12 protein-coding genes are annotated in these 15208 nt (G+C 64.2%); 7 read left to right on the top strand and 5 right to left on the bottom strand.

Annotated elements, in window-relative coordinates; genetic code table 11:
- Positions 1-14 precede the first annotated feature (14 nt).
- Entirely contained in the window at positions 15-1352 is a 1338-nt protein-coding gene (locus tag DDE20_RS16905; RefSeq protein ID WP_116559710.1) for an ATP-binding protein, read from the top strand.
- A gap of 61 nt (positions 1353-1413) precedes the next feature.
- Here DDE20_RS16905 and DDE20_RS16910 read toward each other — a convergent pair whose 3' ends face one another.
- Together DDE20_RS16910 and dksA are read right to left on the bottom strand one after the other, a co-directional pair.
- Positions 1414-2595 carry an FAD-dependent monooxygenase gene (locus DDE20_RS16910; protein ID WP_420812377.1) on the bottom strand — a complete coding sequence of 394 codons (1182 nt, stop codon included), beginning with the start codon at positions 2593-2595 and terminating at the stop codon, positions 1414-1416.
- An 83-nt stretch (positions 2596-2678) separates the two neighbouring features.
- Positions 2679-3101 carry an RNA polymerase-binding protein DksA gene (gene dksA, locus DDE20_RS16915; RefSeq protein WP_116559711.1) on the bottom strand — a complete coding sequence of 141 codons (423 nt, stop codon included), beginning with the start codon at positions 3099-3101 and terminating at the stop codon, positions 2679-2681.
- A 545-nt stretch (positions 3102-3646) separates the two neighbouring features.
- Between dksA and DDE20_RS16920 the strand changes: the two genes are divergently transcribed.
- Positions 3647-4489, top strand: a complete 843-nt coding sequence (locus tag DDE20_RS16920; RefSeq protein ID WP_116559712.1) for an AAA family ATPase — start codon at positions 3647-3649, stop codon at positions 4487-4489.
- A 103-nt stretch (positions 4490-4592) separates the two neighbouring features.
- On the opposite strand, the gene xth is transcribed toward DDE20_RS16920, so the two are convergent.
- The 3 genes from xth to DDE20_RS16935 all read right to left on the bottom strand — a co-directional run bounded on the left by xth (position 4593) and on the right by DDE20_RS16935 (position 9009).
- Positions 4593-5369 (bottom strand): exodeoxyribonuclease III, encoded by a 777-nt coding sequence (xth, locus tag DDE20_RS16925; RefSeq protein WP_116559713.1) that lies wholly within the window; start codon positions 5367-5369, stop codon positions 4593-4595.
- Between the two features lie 81 nt (positions 5370-5450).
- Positions 5451-6971 (bottom strand): anthranilate synthase component I, encoded by a 1521-nt coding sequence (gene trpE, locus DDE20_RS16930; RefSeq protein WP_240608164.1) that lies wholly within the window; start codon positions 6969-6971, stop codon positions 5451-5453.
- A 178-nt stretch (positions 6972-7149) separates the two neighbouring features.
- Entirely contained in the window at positions 7150-9009 is a 1860-nt protein-coding gene (locus tag DDE20_RS16935; RefSeq protein ID WP_116559714.1) for a peptidylprolyl isomerase, read from the bottom strand.
- 391 nt (positions 9010-9400) lie between these two features.
- Between DDE20_RS16935 and DDE20_RS16940 the strand changes: the two genes are divergently transcribed.
- The 5 genes from DDE20_RS16940 (at position 9401) to DDE20_RS16960 (ending at position 15131) form a co-directional block, all read left to right on the top strand.
- Positions 9401-10564 (top strand): RsmB/NOP family class I SAM-dependent RNA methyltransferase, encoded by a 1164-nt coding sequence (locus tag DDE20_RS16940; RefSeq protein WP_116559715.1) that lies wholly within the window; start codon positions 9401-9403, stop codon positions 10562-10564.
- A 95-nt stretch (positions 10565-10659) separates the two neighbouring features.
- Positions 10660-13083 (top strand): hybrid sensor histidine kinase/response regulator, encoded by a 2424-nt coding sequence (locus tag DDE20_RS16945; protein ID WP_116559716.1) that lies wholly within the window; start codon positions 10660-10662, stop codon positions 13081-13083.
- Positions 13084-13191: 108 nt separating this feature from the next.
- A complete protein-coding gene (gene cobC, locus DDE20_RS16950) occupies positions 13192-13725 on the top strand; it encodes an alpha-ribazole phosphatase family protein (RefSeq protein ID WP_165814549.1) in 534 nt (177 codons plus the stop codon).
- 81 nt (positions 13726-13806) lie between these two features.
- The gene (locus tag DDE20_RS16955; RefSeq protein WP_116559718.1) at positions 13807-14670 is read left to right on the top strand and encodes a LysR family transcriptional regulator; all 864 of its coding nucleotides are present in this window, start codon (positions 13807-13809) and stop codon (positions 14668-14670) included.
- Positions 14667-15131 (top strand): alpha/beta hydrolase fold domain-containing protein, encoded by a 465-nt coding sequence (locus DDE20_RS16960; RefSeq protein ID WP_116559719.1) that lies wholly within the window; start codon positions 14667-14669, stop codon positions 15129-15131. Before DDE20_RS16955 ends, DDE20_RS16960 begins: the two co-directional genes overlap by 4 nt.
- Positions 15132-15208 lie beyond the last annotated feature (77 nt).

The following is a 15208-nucleotide window of genomic DNA, read 5'->3' on the forward strand; positions in this document are numbered from 1 at the left end:
CCTAGAGTATCGCCATGCTGGGCCGCATCCTCAAACCGTTTTTTCCGCGTGGGCTGTATTGGCGCGCGGCGCTGATCGTGTTCCTGCCGGTGGTGACGATTATGCTGGTGCTATCGGTGGCCTTTATCCAGCGCCATTATGACGGGGTGACGCGGCAGATGACCGGTCATTTCGTGTTGATGGCGCGCCATATCACCGCCGAGATCGAGCGTGCCGAGGATCCTGCCGCCGCGGCGCTGCGGCTGTCGCAGGCTTTGGCGATGGATATCACGCTGGTGCCGCAAGAGCCACTGCAGGGGCAGCGGGTGGTGACCGCGTGGTATGACATCTCGGGGCGGCTGGCGATTCGCGAATTGGCGCGGGATCTGCCGGATATGCTGGGGGTGGAATTGCAGCGCAGCATTGTCACCCTGTGGCTGCCGAATGGCGAGGCGGTGGCGCAGCTGCAGGTCCCGCTGAGCCGGATTTCCGCGCGCAACCCGCATCAATTGCTGGTGCTGGTGTTTGCCATCGGCGTGGTGATGAGCTTGATTTCTTTCATTTATCTGAAGAACCAGATGCGCCCGATCCGCCATCTGGCCGCCGCTGCCGAGGCGTTCGGGCGCGGGCAGTTGATGCCGCTCAGGGTCGGAGGGGCCTTGGAGGTGCGCGCCGCCAGCCATGCGTTCTTGCAAATGCGCGAGCGGATCGAGCGCCATATCGACCAGCGCACGCTACTGTTGTCGGGGGTCAGCCATGATCTGCGCACGCCGCTGACGCGGATGCGCCTGTCGCTGTCGATGCTCGAGGATGACCCCGAGATTGCCGCGCTGCTCAGCGATGTCGCCGAGATGGAGGCGCTGATCGACCGTTTTCTGGAGTTCGCCCGCACCGAGGTGGTGGAGCCGGTTGAAGTGGCGGATTTGGGTGCTTTGGTCAGCCAGCGCGCCGCCGAGGCGCGGCGGGGCGGGCAAGCGGTGGAACTGATGGGCCCCTATAGCGGCCCGCTGGTCTCGCTGCGGCCGCAGATGTTCGCCCGCGCCTTTGACAATGTGATCAGCAATGCGCTGCGCTATGGCAGCCGCGCGCGGGTCTCGCTGGAGGTCGGGCCGCGGTTTGTGACGGTGAATGTCGAGGATGACGGGCCGGGGATTTCGCCGGCGCAATATGAGCTGGCGACGCGGCCTTTCGTGCGGCTGGATCCGGCGCGCGGGGCCAGTCGCGGCAGCGGAGTCGGGCTGGGGCTGGCGATTGTCGCCGATGCGATGCGCAGCCATGGCGGGCGGCTGGAGTTGGATCGCGGCGTTGATCCCGAGTTCGGCGGGTTGATCGCGCGGCTGATCCTGCCGCTGGGGCCGGACTCGCGCGCCTGAGGTGCGGTGGCTGGCGGTAGATCGGGGTGACTGGCGTCTAATACCCTGACGCTGGCGCGCTTCAGGCGGTCACATCGTGATTGTAAATCCAGTCGAAGCGGCGTAGCGCCGCATTGGGCGCAAGTTTGGTGCCCACACGCAGGATGCCATGGGCGACGGGGGCCAAAGGCGCGCGCAGATGGTAGCTGCGGGCGTTTTTATTCGCCGCCTGCACAATCGCGCGGGTACGCGGGGCGCGGGCGGCGCTATAGCGTTGCAGGGCGGTGGCTGGAGCCTCGGGCGAGTCAGCCAATGCGCGCGCCAAAGCCCATGCATCCTCGAGCGCCATATTCGCCCCCTGTGCCATGAATGGCAGGGTCGGATGCGCCGCATCGCCAAGGATCGCCGCGCGTCCGGCGTCGTCATGCCAGCGCCGCGCCACCGGGTGCCGAAACAGCCCCCAGAGATAGACCCGGTCGATGGCGCGCAGCCAATCCGGCACCGGCCCGCCAAAGCGGGCGAAGGCGGCGCGCAGATGCGCGGGGTCATCCTGATGATGCCAGCCTTCGGCGGCCCAGCCGCGGCGTTCCTGCACCGCAACGATATTGCGCAGGGTGCCGCCGCGCAGCGGATAGCTGACCAGATGCTGCCCCGGCCCCATGAAGACCTGCGCCACCGGCGGCCTGCCATCGCCTTTGATCACCGCGCGCCAGGCCACCTGTCCGGTGAACATCGGCGCGGCGGCGCCGTTCAGCGTCGCGCGTAGCACCGAGTGCAGCCCGTCGGCACCGATCACCAAAGGCGTGTGATGGGCGGTGCCGATGCAGGTCTGGACCCGCGCCCCGCAGGCGTTCAGCTCCAGCCTATCCACCTTTTGCAACAGATGGATACGCGCGCCGGCGCCGCGCATCGCGCGTTCCAGCGCGGCGATCAGATCGGCACGATGGCACAGATAAAACCCGGGGGTTTGCGGCATCTCCATCCGCGTGACCAACCGCCCCGCGGCGTCGCGCAACTCTACCGCTTGGGTCTTGTCGCCGACCTCGGTCGGATCAATGCCAAGGGCTTGCAACACCCGCACACCATTGGGGCTGATTTGCAGACCGGCCCCGACCTCGGTGATCTTTTCCGCCTGTTCCAGCAGATGCACATCCATGCCGAATTTGCGCAGCGCCACGGCGACGGCAAGCCCGGATACCCCGGCCCCCAGCACAAGCGCTTTATGCCCCTTTAGCGGAGGCGAGGCCGGGTCAATTGTCATCATCTCTGGCGGTATTCTGGCGTTATCTGCTGGCGTGAACGGCTGGCATCAATTTTGGGTGTTCACTTGGGCATCGGCTCGGGCGATCAATCGTCGCGGTGGACGCGTTCGCGGCGCTCATGGCGTTCTTGCGCTTCCAGCGTCATCGTCGCAATCGGCCGCGCGTTCAACCGCTTGAGCGAAATCGGCTCGCCGGTGACATTGCAATAGCCGAAATCACCGGTTTCGATCCGGCGCAGGGCCGCGTCGATCTTGGAGACCAGTTTGCGCTGGCGGTCACGGGTGCGGAGTTCCAGCGAGCGGTCGGTCTCTTCGCTGGCGCGGTCGGCCACATCGGGCAGATTGCGCGAGGAATTTGCCAGATCGACCAGCGTCTCCTTGCTGCCTTCCAGAAGCTCTTCTTTCCACATCAGCAATTTGCGGCGGAAATACTCCAGCTGTCGCGCGTTCATGAAAGGTTCGGATTCGGCCGGGATATAATTTTCTGGCAGAATGGTCTCTTGTTTCATTGTCGTCTTCCCTGCTTGCAGGATCGGCCGGCATCAAACACTTCGATGTCAAACTTCTCGGCCATCCATGCTCCCCTTGCGTGGCGCATTACCGCAAGAGTTAATAAATGTCACGCGGATTTCGGTAAATTTTCCAGTTGCGTGACCTGTTAATGCAGCCGATACTGGTGACTTTACGTCAATTCCGCCCCGCGTCAGGGAGGAATGCGCGTCTGGCAAGCCTCGGCGGCGGTGTGGCTTGACCGCACGCGAGTCGCTGCCGATCCCCTTATAGTCCTGCAATATCACCGCTCTTTGCAACTGCGGCAGAGCTTGGGGGTGCCCGCGCGATTTTTGGCCTAAGATGCAGGCAAGCACCATTCTCGCGCCTCAACTCGCGCCCTTGATCCTGCACCGCATCGCCCGCCGCATCTCCCTTGCGCCGCGGGTCTCCGCCATTAACCATGCCCCACAATGCCGCCCGCCTGATCCGCCGCGCGCGCGATGCCTTGCGGGTTCTCGCAACCGCCGCTAGGGTGCGCGCCGATCAACCGACAGGACGTTTCATGCGCTTTGCCTCGACCCAAACCTATATCGCAACCGAAGATCTGACGATGGCGGTGAATGCCGCGGTGACGCTGGAGCGGCCCTTGCTGGTCAAAGGCGAGCCGGGCACCGGTAAAACCGAACTGGCGCGGCAGGTCGCGCAGTCTCTGGGTGTCGAGATTATCGAGTGGAATATCAAATCCACCACCCGCGCGCATCAGGGGCTTTATGAATACGATGCGGTCAGCCGCTTGCGCGACAGCCAGTTGGGCGAAGAGGGCGTGCATGACGTCAAGAATTACATCCGCAAGGGCAAACTCTGGCAGGCCTTTGAGGCCGAGAAACGCGTGGTGCTGCTGATTGACGAGGTCGATAAGGCGGATATCGAATTCCCCAACGACCTGTTGCAAGAACTCGACCAGATGGAGTTCTTTGTCTATGAGACCGGCGAGACGATCCGCGCCCGTCACCGGCCGATTGTGATCATCACTTCGAACAACGAGAAGGAACTGCCCGACGCCTTCCTGCGCCGCTGTTTCTTCCACTTCATCCGCTTCCCCGACCCCGAGACGCTGGCACAGATCGTGCAGGTGCATTTCCCTGATATCAAACAGGGGCTGCTGTCGGCGGCGCTGACCCAGTTTTTCGAGCTGCGCGAGACGCCGGGGCTAAAGAAAAAGCCCTCGACCAGCGAGATGCTCGACTGGCTGAAACTGCTGCTGGCCGAGGATCTGACGCCCGAGGATCTGAAACGTGACGGGGCAAATGCGCTGCCGAAACTACATGGCGCGTTGTTGAAAAACGAGCAGGACGTGCATCTGTTCGAGCGTCTGGCCTTCATGGCACGGCGTCAGGGGCGCTAATAGCCCACCGATACTGGCCCTAATACCGGCCCCGCTCATCTGTCCGAAAATATCCTGGGGGTGAGCCGCCAGGCGAGGGGGCAACGCCCCCTCACTTTTGGCGCTAGAGGTCCAGATCAATCCACACCGGCGTGTGGTCCGAAGGCCGGTCCCAAGCGCGCGGTGCGGTTTCGACCCAAGCGTCGGTCAGACGGTCGGCGGCCTGTGCGGTCAGCATCAGATGGTCGATGCGGATACCGTCATTGCGCGGCCAGGCACCGGCTTGATAATCCCAGAAGGAATAGATCTCGTGCTCGGGGTGGCGCAGCCGCAGCGCGTCATAAAGCCCGAGTGATTTCAACCGGCGAAAGGCGGCGCGGGTCTCGGGGCGAAACAGCGCGTCGTCGCGCCATGCCTCGGGGCGGGCGGCGTCTTCGGGCTGGGGTATGACGTTGTAATCACCGGCAAAAACCAACGGCACTTCGCTGGTCATCAGGTCGCGGACCCGCGCTTCCATGCGCTCCATCCAGGCCAGTTTGTAGTCGTATTTCGGCCCCGGCGCGGGGTTGCCATTGGGCAGGTAAAGCCCGCAAATCCGCAGCCCGCCGTCGCCGATCGTGGCTTCGATCCAGCGCGCCTGTTCGTCACTCTCATCGCCGGGGAGCCCGCGCACCACATCGTGCAAGGGCTGTTTTGACAGCACCGCAACGCCGTTGAATCCCTTCTGCCCGTGGGTTTCCAGATGGTAACCGCGCGACTCGATGATCTCGCGGGGGAAATTCTCGTCTACGGATTTGATTTCCTGCAACACCGCGACATCCGGTGCGCTTTCATCCAGCCAGCGGCCCAGAACCTCCGCGCGCGCCTTGACCCCGTTGATATTGAATGTGGCGATTTTCATGCTGTCTCTCTTTGCGCGCCGGGCCGCGGCGGGCGACCCGAGGCCACCATGCCAGCCCGCAATCCATGCGGCAAGCCTGGCTTAGGCGTTGCCGCGCCCGAACAATCCCGCGCCCTCGGCGGCGGCGCGCAGGGCTTTGGCCTTGTTGACGGTTTCCTCATATTCGGCCTCGGGGTCGCTATCATAGACGACGCCGCCACCGGCCTGCGTATAGAGCACCCCGTCCTTGACCACGGCGGTGCGCAGCGCGATGCAGAAATCCATCTCGCCATTGGCGGCGAAATAGCCGACGCCGCCGCCGTAAACGCCGCGTTTCTCGGGCTCCAATTCGTCAATGATCTGCATTGCCCGCACTTTCGGCGCGCCCGAGACGGTGCCTGCAGGCAGACCGGCCAGCAGCGCCGAGAGCGCGTCTTCGTCGTCGCGGATTTCGCCGACGACATTGGAGACGATATGCATCACATGGCTATAGCGCTCGATGATGAATTTCTCGGTCGGGCGCACACTGCCGATTTTCGACACCCGCCCGACGTCATTGCGGCCCAGATCGAGCAGCATCAGATGCTCGGCGAGTTCCTTTTCGTCGCTGAGCAGGTCTTGTTCCAGCGCCTTGTCTTCCTCGGGTGTGGCGCCGCGTTTGCGGGTGCCGGCGATCGGGCGAATGGTCACCTCGTCATCGCGCAGCCGCACAAGGATTTCCGGTGAGGCGCCGACGATGTGGAAATCGCCGAGATCAAAGAACACCATGAAGGGCGAGGGGTTGGTGCGGCGCAGCGAGCGGTAGAGCGCGAAGGGCGGCAGCGGGAAATCCTGCGCCCAGCGTTGCGAGGGCACCACCTGAAAGATGTCACCGGCGCGGATATAGTCCTTGGCTTTACTGACCGCCGCTAAATAGTCGTCCTTGGCGATATTCGAGCGCGCCTCGCCGACCTGTGCCACTTCGCCAAGGGCGCGCCCGCCGCCGACTGCCTCGCGTTCAAGATCGCGCAGCGCATCCATCACCCGTTCGGCGGCCTGCGCGTAGGCCGCGCGGGCGCTTAGCCCCGAGGCGACCCAAGCAGGCGAGACCACCGTCACCTCGCCTTTGACCCCGTCGAGCACCGCCACCACCGAGGGGCGTTTGAGGATCGCATCGGGCAGATCCAGCGGGTCGGGATTGTTTTGCGGCAGATCCTCGACCAGCCGGATCATATCATAGCCCAGATAGCCGAACAGCCCCGCCGAGGCGGCAGGCAGATCGGCGGGCGTGGCGATGCGGCTTTCGGCCAAGAGCGCGCGCAGCGCGTCCAGCGGATGCTCGGACTGGTCCTTGAAGGCGGCGTCATCGAACCGTGCCTCGCGGTTGATCCGGCTTTTGCCGTCACGGCACTGCCAGACCAGATCGGGCTTGCTGCCGATGATCGAATAGCGCCCGCGGACCTCGCCGCCGGTGACCGATTCCAGCATGAAACTGTCGCGGCGGCTGCCGACCAGCTTGAGATAAAGCGACACCGGCGTGTCCAGATCGGCGGCCAGACGGGCATAGACCAACTGGTTCTCGCCCGCCTGCCATCCGGCTTCGAACTCGGGGAACGCGGGGGTCAATAGCGCGGAATGGGACACGGCAGAGGGGCCTTTCGCAAGGGCAGTGGTAACGTCAGAACGCGCGGGATGGGCGCGGGGATCGGCGGCTCAGGGCGCAGCGTGGCCGTGGTAGCGCCGGTTGGTGAGGCGGTAGGCGGGGCCATCCCCGCCTCACCCTGTTAGGCGCAAAGCCAACAGCTATGGACCGCAGCGCAGATCAGTTGAAGTTGACATGCACCGCGTCGATGGCCGCCTGATTGAGCGAGATACCGGCTTCGGATTCCAGCGCGCGGGCAAAATACTCATAGACATCCTGCGCCAGTGCCGAGCCGATCTGCTCGTCAATCGCGGCGACCAGACGCTGGGTTTGCTCGTCTTCCAGATCGGCGGCTTGCGGCTCACCGGCCAGTGCCAGAAGCGCGCGCTCATCGCTGACATGGACCACCGGACCGTCGCTATCGGCGGCGAATAGGTCCTCGAGCATCGCTTGCGGCACTTGCGGCAAAGTGTCGAGACGGGTGATTGCCTCGAAGGTCTCGGGGGTCAGTTCCTGCGCTTCGGCGAAATCCTGTGCGCCTTGCTGCGCCAGCTCGACGCTGAGGTCCTGGGCCAAGGCGAGAAGGGCACGCTCGACCGCGACGGCGCGGGCACCCGCGGTGGCGGCGGCGCGGACCTCGTCCAAGGGGCGCGGGGCGGGGGCGGTGATACTGTCAAGGCGCAGGGCAAAGACACCGCCATCCGAGAGCCGCAACAGCTCGGGGAAGTCGTCTTCGGTGATCACCTGCGCGGCCTCGCCGAATTCGGTATAGGCGGCGATCCCCTCGGCGGACTCCACGCTCCAGTCGATGGAGCCCAGAACCATCGGCGTCTCATTGGCCAGATCCTCAAGTGTGGCGCCACCGGCCAGCAGGTCGTCAAAGCCCTCCTGTTGGTCGGCAATGGCGCGGCGGGCGCGGTCACCGGCGAGTTCGGCGTGCAATTCCTCTCGCGCCTCGTCAAAGGTGACCTCCTGCGCGTTGAGAATGGCGTTCATCCGGAACAGCGCCGGGCCAAGATTGGTGGCATGGGGGCCGGTGACACTGCCGGGATCATCGAGCGCGAAGACCGGCGCACCGGCGGCGCCCAATTGTGCCTCGGAGACATCGCCGAGATCGGCGTCCTCCAGCGTCAGATTGCGCTCGCTCACCAGATCGTCAAAACTGGCGCTGCCCTCGGTGATCCGGTCCATCGCGACTTGCGCGGCGGCTTCATCGGGATAGATCAGACGTTCGACAAGGCGGCGCTCGGGCTGCACATAGGTCTCGATCCGCTCGTCATAAAGCGCGCGCAGGGTGGTGTCATCGACCTCAACCGTCTCACGCAGCATTTCCGGCGTTAGCCAAGCATAGGTGATCGCGCGGGTCTCGGGCGCGGTGAACTCTTCGATATTTTCCTCGTAATAGACCTGAATCGCGGCCTCATCGGGCGCGGCGACCGGCGCGTCGAGATTGGCCTCGGTCAGGGTGAAAAGATCGAAGCTGTGGCGGGTGCCGTAGAACCCGACCAGCGCGCTGCGCAGATTGTCCGGCGTTTCAATACCCGCAGCGGTGGCGGCTTGCAGAATGCCGCGGGCGGCGTCGCGGCGCACATCCGCTTCGAATTGCGCGGGCGTCTGGCCGATGTTTTCCAGCTGGAAGCGATAGGTTTCCATGTCAAAGCTGCCGGTCGGGCCCTGAAATGCGCGAATCGAGGTCAGCGTGCGCTGCACATTCTCGTCGCCGACGGAAATGCCGATGCGGTCGGCCTCGTTTTCCAGCGCGGCCTGGGTGACCATCTGGCGGCGGACGGCGGCGTCGATGCCAAAGGCGCGGGCCTGTTCAAAGCTGACCGTCTGGCCGATCTGTTCGCCGAAAGCACGCATCTCGGTTTGCAGCGCGCGCGAATAGGCCTGCGCGTCAATATCGCGGCCCCCGACGGTGCCAATGGCGGTCACTCGCTGGCTGAGGAACCCGTCGATGCCAAAGCCCCCGAGGCCGGCAATCAGGAGCGCCATCAAGCCCCACATCAGAATATCTTGTGCGCTTTTCTTCTTGGCCATGGGGCCCTCACTGGCTGAAAACTCCGCCCCTGTCTATTGGCAAGCGGGCCAAGGGGCAAGCCGGTTGACGGCAGGATTTCGGCGCGGGTTTTGTGGGTGAGGTGGGGCGTGGCTTGGGGCCATCGAAGCCCCGCGCCACGGCGCTGGCCGATGGCCCGCGCGGGGCTGCCGCGGGGCGTGGCGCGGAGTGGTGAGCGGCGCGCGGCTGCGGGCGGTCGTTTGGATATTTAGGGCATAAAGTTGCGGCGCGGTGGTGAGGCTTGGTGCCTAGGTGGTGCGGGGCGTGACGGCTTGCAACCTCGCGCCGGACCCGCGCGCCCTTGCCATTGCGGGAATTGCAGCGCATCACGGCGCCCAATCGCGAGACCACGCGCGAGCCGAGGAGACAGACATGACCCCAGCCGCAAGACAAGCCGCCGCCATCGACCTGTTGGACCAATGGCGGGCAGGGCGTCCGCTTGAGGCGGCGCTGACCACATGGGCGCGCAAAAGCCGCTATGCCGGGTCGAAAGACCGCGAGGCGGTGCGTGATATCGTGTTTCAGGCGGTGCGGTGTGCGCGCTCGGCTGCGGCATTGGGCGGCGGCGAAGACGGGCGCGCGATGCTGCTCGGGCTGGCGCGCGCCGAGGGCGAGGCGCCGCAGGGCTGGACCGGCGAGACCTATACGCCGGCGCCGCTGACTGCGGGTGAGGCGGCCTTGTTCGAGGCGCCGCCGGAGCCCCTGCCGCGGGACGTGGCGCTGGATTGTCCGGCGTGGCTCTGGCCGCAATTGGAGCGCGATCTCGGTGCGGATGCAGGCGCGACACTGGACCTGATGCGCGACCGCGCGCCGGTCTATCTACGTGTGAACATTCAGAAAATCAGCCCTGAGGGTGTTATCGCCCGTCTGGCGCAAGAGGAGATCACCGCCATCCCGCATCCGCTGGCGGAGACCGCGCTACTGATCACGCGCAACCCGCGCCGCTTGCGCAACTCAAGCGCGTTCAAAGAGGGGCTGGTCGAGCTGCAAGACCTCGCCAGTCAGGCCGTGGCGCTGGATTTCTCGCGCGCCATTCCCGCAGGCGCGCCGGTGCTCGACTATTGCGCGGGCGGCGGTGGTAAATCCTTGGCGCTGGCCGCATTGGGCCATCGGGTCAGCGCGCATGATGTCTCGCCCTCGCGGATGCGCGACATCGCGCCGCGCGCCGCCCGTGCCGGTGTGCAGATCGCGGAACTGGCGGCACCCGGTGGCGATTGGGCGGCGGTGTTTGCCGATGCGCCCTGCTCGGGATCGGGCAGCTGGCGGCGCGCGCCCGAGGCGAAATGGAGTTTCTCGCCCGAGAGGCTGGACGAGTTAACCACAATTCAGGATAGTATTCTGGCAAATTGCGCGGCATTGACCGCGGCCGATGGGGTGCTTGGCTATGCCACCTGTTCGCTGCTGCGCGCCGAAAACGAGGACCGTATCGCCGCGTTTCTGGCCACGCATAAAGGGTGGGCATGCCTCAGCCAGCGCCGGATCGGGCCGCTTGACGGTGGCGATGGGTTCTTTCTGGCGATCCTGCAGCGCGGCTGACATGCAAAGCGCGTTTAGCGGGTTGCGCGAACAACCTAAGGTGGTAACTTGGTTGAGTTAATCGCCCATTAACCTATTGGGATGACAAAGACCCGATGCCTCATATAGCCCCGAAGACCGATCCGAAAACCCTGCCGAAACAAGCTGCTAACGGCACTCGCAGCCTGCCGGAGCCTGCGGGCTGGGCGGCGCGGCTTGAAGGGCGCTGGCTGATCGGATTTGGCCTGCTATTCGTCGGGCTCGCACTGGCGGCGATGGTGATTGGCGCCGGATCATCGGCCCTGATCCTCGGGGCCATGGGCGCGAGTCTGGTGGTATTGGGCGGAGCGGCGCTGATTATCGAGGCGCGAAACCGCAAGGCACAGGGCGATCTGGCGGCGGTCATGGCGCGCGCCACGCAGCGAGATCCCGAGCCGGTTTTGATCACCGATGGCAAGGGTAATCTGCTGTCGGCGAATGGCGCCGCTGATGGCTGGGTCGATCCTGCCGAGGCTTTGACGCTCTGGTGTGTTAACCCTGATGAGATTGCGGCCATGGTATTGTCTGACGTTTTGGCGCATGGGCAGGCCATTCGTGAATATACGCGCAAAGACAGTGTGTTACATCTGGCTGTTCACACGGTGGATGAGGCGCGGACAGTGCTGGTTTGGCGGTTCTCGATGCGGCAGATCGAGCAAAAGCGCGATTTGGATAGTCTTGGCGTGCCGATCATCACGCTGGAAGCCGCGGGGCTGTCCGGCAATCTGGCAGCCCGCGCGCTCGGCGGGACCGAGGTGCTGGCCGATCTGGTCGCAGCGCTGGCAGAGGCGGAGGTCACCGCGACTGGCGGCGCATTTGTCACGCTGGCGGACGGGCAGAGGATGCAAGCGGTGCGGCTAAAGGCGGCCTCGGGTCGCGACGATATCATCCTCTTGCCACAGGCGTCGGAACTGGCGGTGCAAGACCCGTCGCCGATGCTGGATTATGAGGAAATTCCGGTCGCATTGCTGCAGCTTGATCCGGCGGGGAAAATCTCGGGAACCAACCGGCTTGCGCGGACGCTTTTGGGGCTGAGTGCCAGTGATGAGCAATATTTCTGGCAGGTGGTCGAGGGGCTGGGTCGACCGGTCTCGGACTGGCTGGCGGATGCGCGCGCCGGCCGCGCCTTGGGGCGGCCCGAGATTTTACGCGCCTCGCTGACCGGCACCGAGACCTATGTGCAGATCATCCTGCGGCGCGCCAGCGGACCGACGAATTCGGATGCTTTGGTCGCGGTGATCTCGGATGCGACCGAGTTGAAATCGCTGGAAGCGCGCTTTGTCCAGAGCCAGAAAATGCAGGCCATCGGGCAATTGGCGGGCGGGGTTGCGCATGATTTCAACAACTTGCTGACCGCGATTTCTGGGCATTGCGACCTGCTGTTGCTCAATCGTGACCGGTTTGACCCCGATTACAACGATTTGCTGCAAATCCATCAGAACTCCAATCGCGCGGCGGCTTTGGTGCGGCAATTGCTCGCCTTCTCGCGCAAGCAAACCATGCGGCCCGAGAACCTGAGCTTAGAGAGTCTGCTGGAGGATCTGACCCATCTGTTAACCCGTTTGGTCGGCGAGAGGATCGTGCTGACCCTGAGCCATGACCGCAGCATTCGCGGGATCAGAGCGGACCGGCGGCAGTTGGAACAGGTGATCATGAATCTGGTGGTCAACGCCCGCGATGCGATGCCGATGGGCGGCGAGATCCGGCTGGAGACCCATGTCAAGATCCTGACCACCGAGCAGGATCATGGCCGCGTGCAACTGCCCGCCGGTCGCTATGCCACGATCAAGGTCATCGACGAAGGTATTGGAATCCCTAAGGAAATCATCGACAAGATTTTCGAGCCGTTCTTTTCGACCAAGCGATTGGGCGAGGGGACGGGGTTGGGGCTGTCCACCGCATACGGGATTGTCAAACAGATGGGCGGCTATATTTTTGCCAATAGTGTCGAGGGTTCGGGCACCGAGTTTACGCTGTATTTTGCCTGTCTGCCTGATGACGCGGTGCTGTCTTTGGACAAGCCGACACCGCCCCGGCCTGTCGCTGCTGACAGCGAGGCGGCAGCGGCGGCGTTAACCACGAGCTCCAGTGACCAGAGCGCCACACGCCTGCCCCCGCCGGATGAGGGGCTGAAGGGCGGAACCATTCTATTGGTTGAAGACGAGGCGCCGGTGCGGGCCTTTGCGGCGCGGGCGCTGCGGTTGCAGGGGTATCAGGTCTTCGAGGCGGCAGATGGTGAACAAGCGCTTGAATTTCTAGAGGATTCTACTTTGCGGATTGATCTTTTTGTTACCGATGTGATCATGCCCGGCATCGACGGGCCGGGCTGGGTGGCGCAGGCGTTGCGCACTCGTCCGGGCACGCCAGTGGTCTTTGTCTCGGGCTATACCGAGGACACATTGAGCGCGGCGCTGTCGCATACGCCGAAAGCGGTGTTTCTGGGCAAACCCTTCTCGCTGGGGGAATTGAACGACACGATTAACCAACAACTCGAGGCGTAAGCTTGGCGCTGGCCCGCCGCGTTGCTGGGGCGCAAACTCCGGCTTGACGGTTGCACCCTGACGCGCGAGGCTGAGATGAGCGCGAGAACCCGGAATTGGAGCATTGGCATGTCATTGATTTTATTGCGACATACCAGACCCGAAGGGGCGGATGGCATCTGCTATGGACGCAGCGACCTGCCGCTTGCCGAAGGGTTCGAGGCCGAGGTTGCGCGGCTCTTGGCGGAATTGCCGCAGGTGGTGCGTATCGTCACCTCGCCCTTGTCACGCTGTCGGTTGCTGGCCGAGGCGATCGGGGCGCGGCGCAACCAGAGGATCGAGAGCGATCCGCGCCTGCTCGAGATGGATTTCGGCGAGTGGGAGAATCGCAGTTGGTCGGATATTCCGCGCGCGCAGATTGACGCATGGATGCAGGATTTCGATCACGCAAAGCCTCATGGCGGCGAATCGGTATTTGATCTGGCGCAGCGCACCCATGCGGCGTTTGATGCGCTGAGCGGCGGTGCGGTGCCGGTGCTGGCGGTGACCCATTCGGGCGTGATCCGCTCGGCGCTGGCGGGGCTGGGCGATCCGCAGGGCTGGCATGTGAACACCGATTTCGGCAACTGGCGGCAGGTGGATTGGCCTGCGCGCGCCGTGTGACGTCTGGGGCCGCGCAAATCGCCCGCCCACCGCGCGGCGGGGCTTGGCCCGAGCGATCCCAGAGCGTAGCCTGCCAAGACCATGCAACCCGATCAAATCGACACATTTCTCGACCTTTGCGAGACGCTGAGTTTCAACCGCACCGCCGAGCGGTTGAGCGTGACGCAATCCACTGTCTCGGGGCGGATTGCGGCGCTTGAGCGGGCACTGGGGGTGATGCTGTTGCGGCGCTCGCGGGCGGGGTGCGAGTTGACCACCGAAGGCTTGCGCTTTGCCCCCCATGCGCGCGGTTTGCGCCATGCGATGACCGAAGCGCGGGCGGCGGCGCGCGGCGCGGGCGGCAATGCGATGACCATAAGGTTGGGCCTGCAAAATGACCTTGCGGCCAATGATCCGGCGCGTTGGGTGACGCGGATGCGGGCGCAGCTGCCACAGGCGGCGATCTATATCGAGGCGGATAATTCGGCGCAGATGTGCCGCGATGTGCAGACCGGCGTGCTGGATCTGGCGCTGATGTTCACCCCCTATCCGACGCCCGATCTGCATTTCGAGAGCCTTGGCGAATTGCGCTATTGCATGGTCGCGCCGCCCGGTGTCGGGCTGGGTGCGTTCAGCCAGATCACCGCCGAGCGCTATGTGATGGGCAACCTCTCGCCGGCGTTCGAGCGCACCCATGCCGCGCTCTTGCCGCATCTGGCGATGCCTCCGCTGGCGGCGGGGCATTCGACCACCATCAAAGGGTTGATACAGGCGCTGGATGTTGCCGGATACCTCGAAGAGGGGATCGCCCGTGATATGATCGAGGCGGGGCATGCCGAGCCGGTCAGCGGCGCGCCGATCCTGACCCAGCCAATCCATGCAGCCCTGCATTTTCGCAACCGGCATCGCGCGGTCTGGCGTCGCCTGATCGTGGCCCTCAGAGACCAGATGGGAACCCTACAATGACGGCTCAAACCCCCAAAGACTACGCCTGGCTACCGCAAGATATCCAGGATTTCATCGCCAAAACCGCCGAGGCTTATCCGCCCGATGCGGTGGATTTCACCATTGCCGAGCAGCGCGCCTATTATGATGCCTCCTGCAAGAATTTCGACGTGCCGCATCCTGCGGGGCTGCGAAGCGAGGATCTGATGATCGCCGGTGTGCCCTGTCGGCGCTATACCCCGAGTGCGCCGCGCAAAGGGGTGACGGCGCTCTATTTCCACGGCGGCGGCTATATTCTGGGCGGGTTGGAGAGCCACGATTCGATTTGCGCGGAACTGTCGGAGGGCGCGCAGCTTGAGCTGGTGGCGGTCGATTACCGGCTTGCGCCCGAGCATAAACACCCCGCCGCCTATGAGGATTGCCTTGCGGTGGCGAGCAGTGTCCCAACAGTTGGTGTAACTCCCGCCGGTAGTGCGGGCTGAGCGGAGCCTTCGCATAGCGAAGCGAGGCCCGCGCGGGTCGCTTGGCGGCCATGGTTGTTCTTCGGCTAAGGTTTGGT

Source organism: Pararhodobacter oceanensis, from assembly GCF_003076755.1.
GTDB classification, from domain to species: Bacteria; Pseudomonadota; Alphaproteobacteria; order Rhodobacterales; family Rhodobacteraceae; genus Pararhodobacter; species Pararhodobacter oceanensis.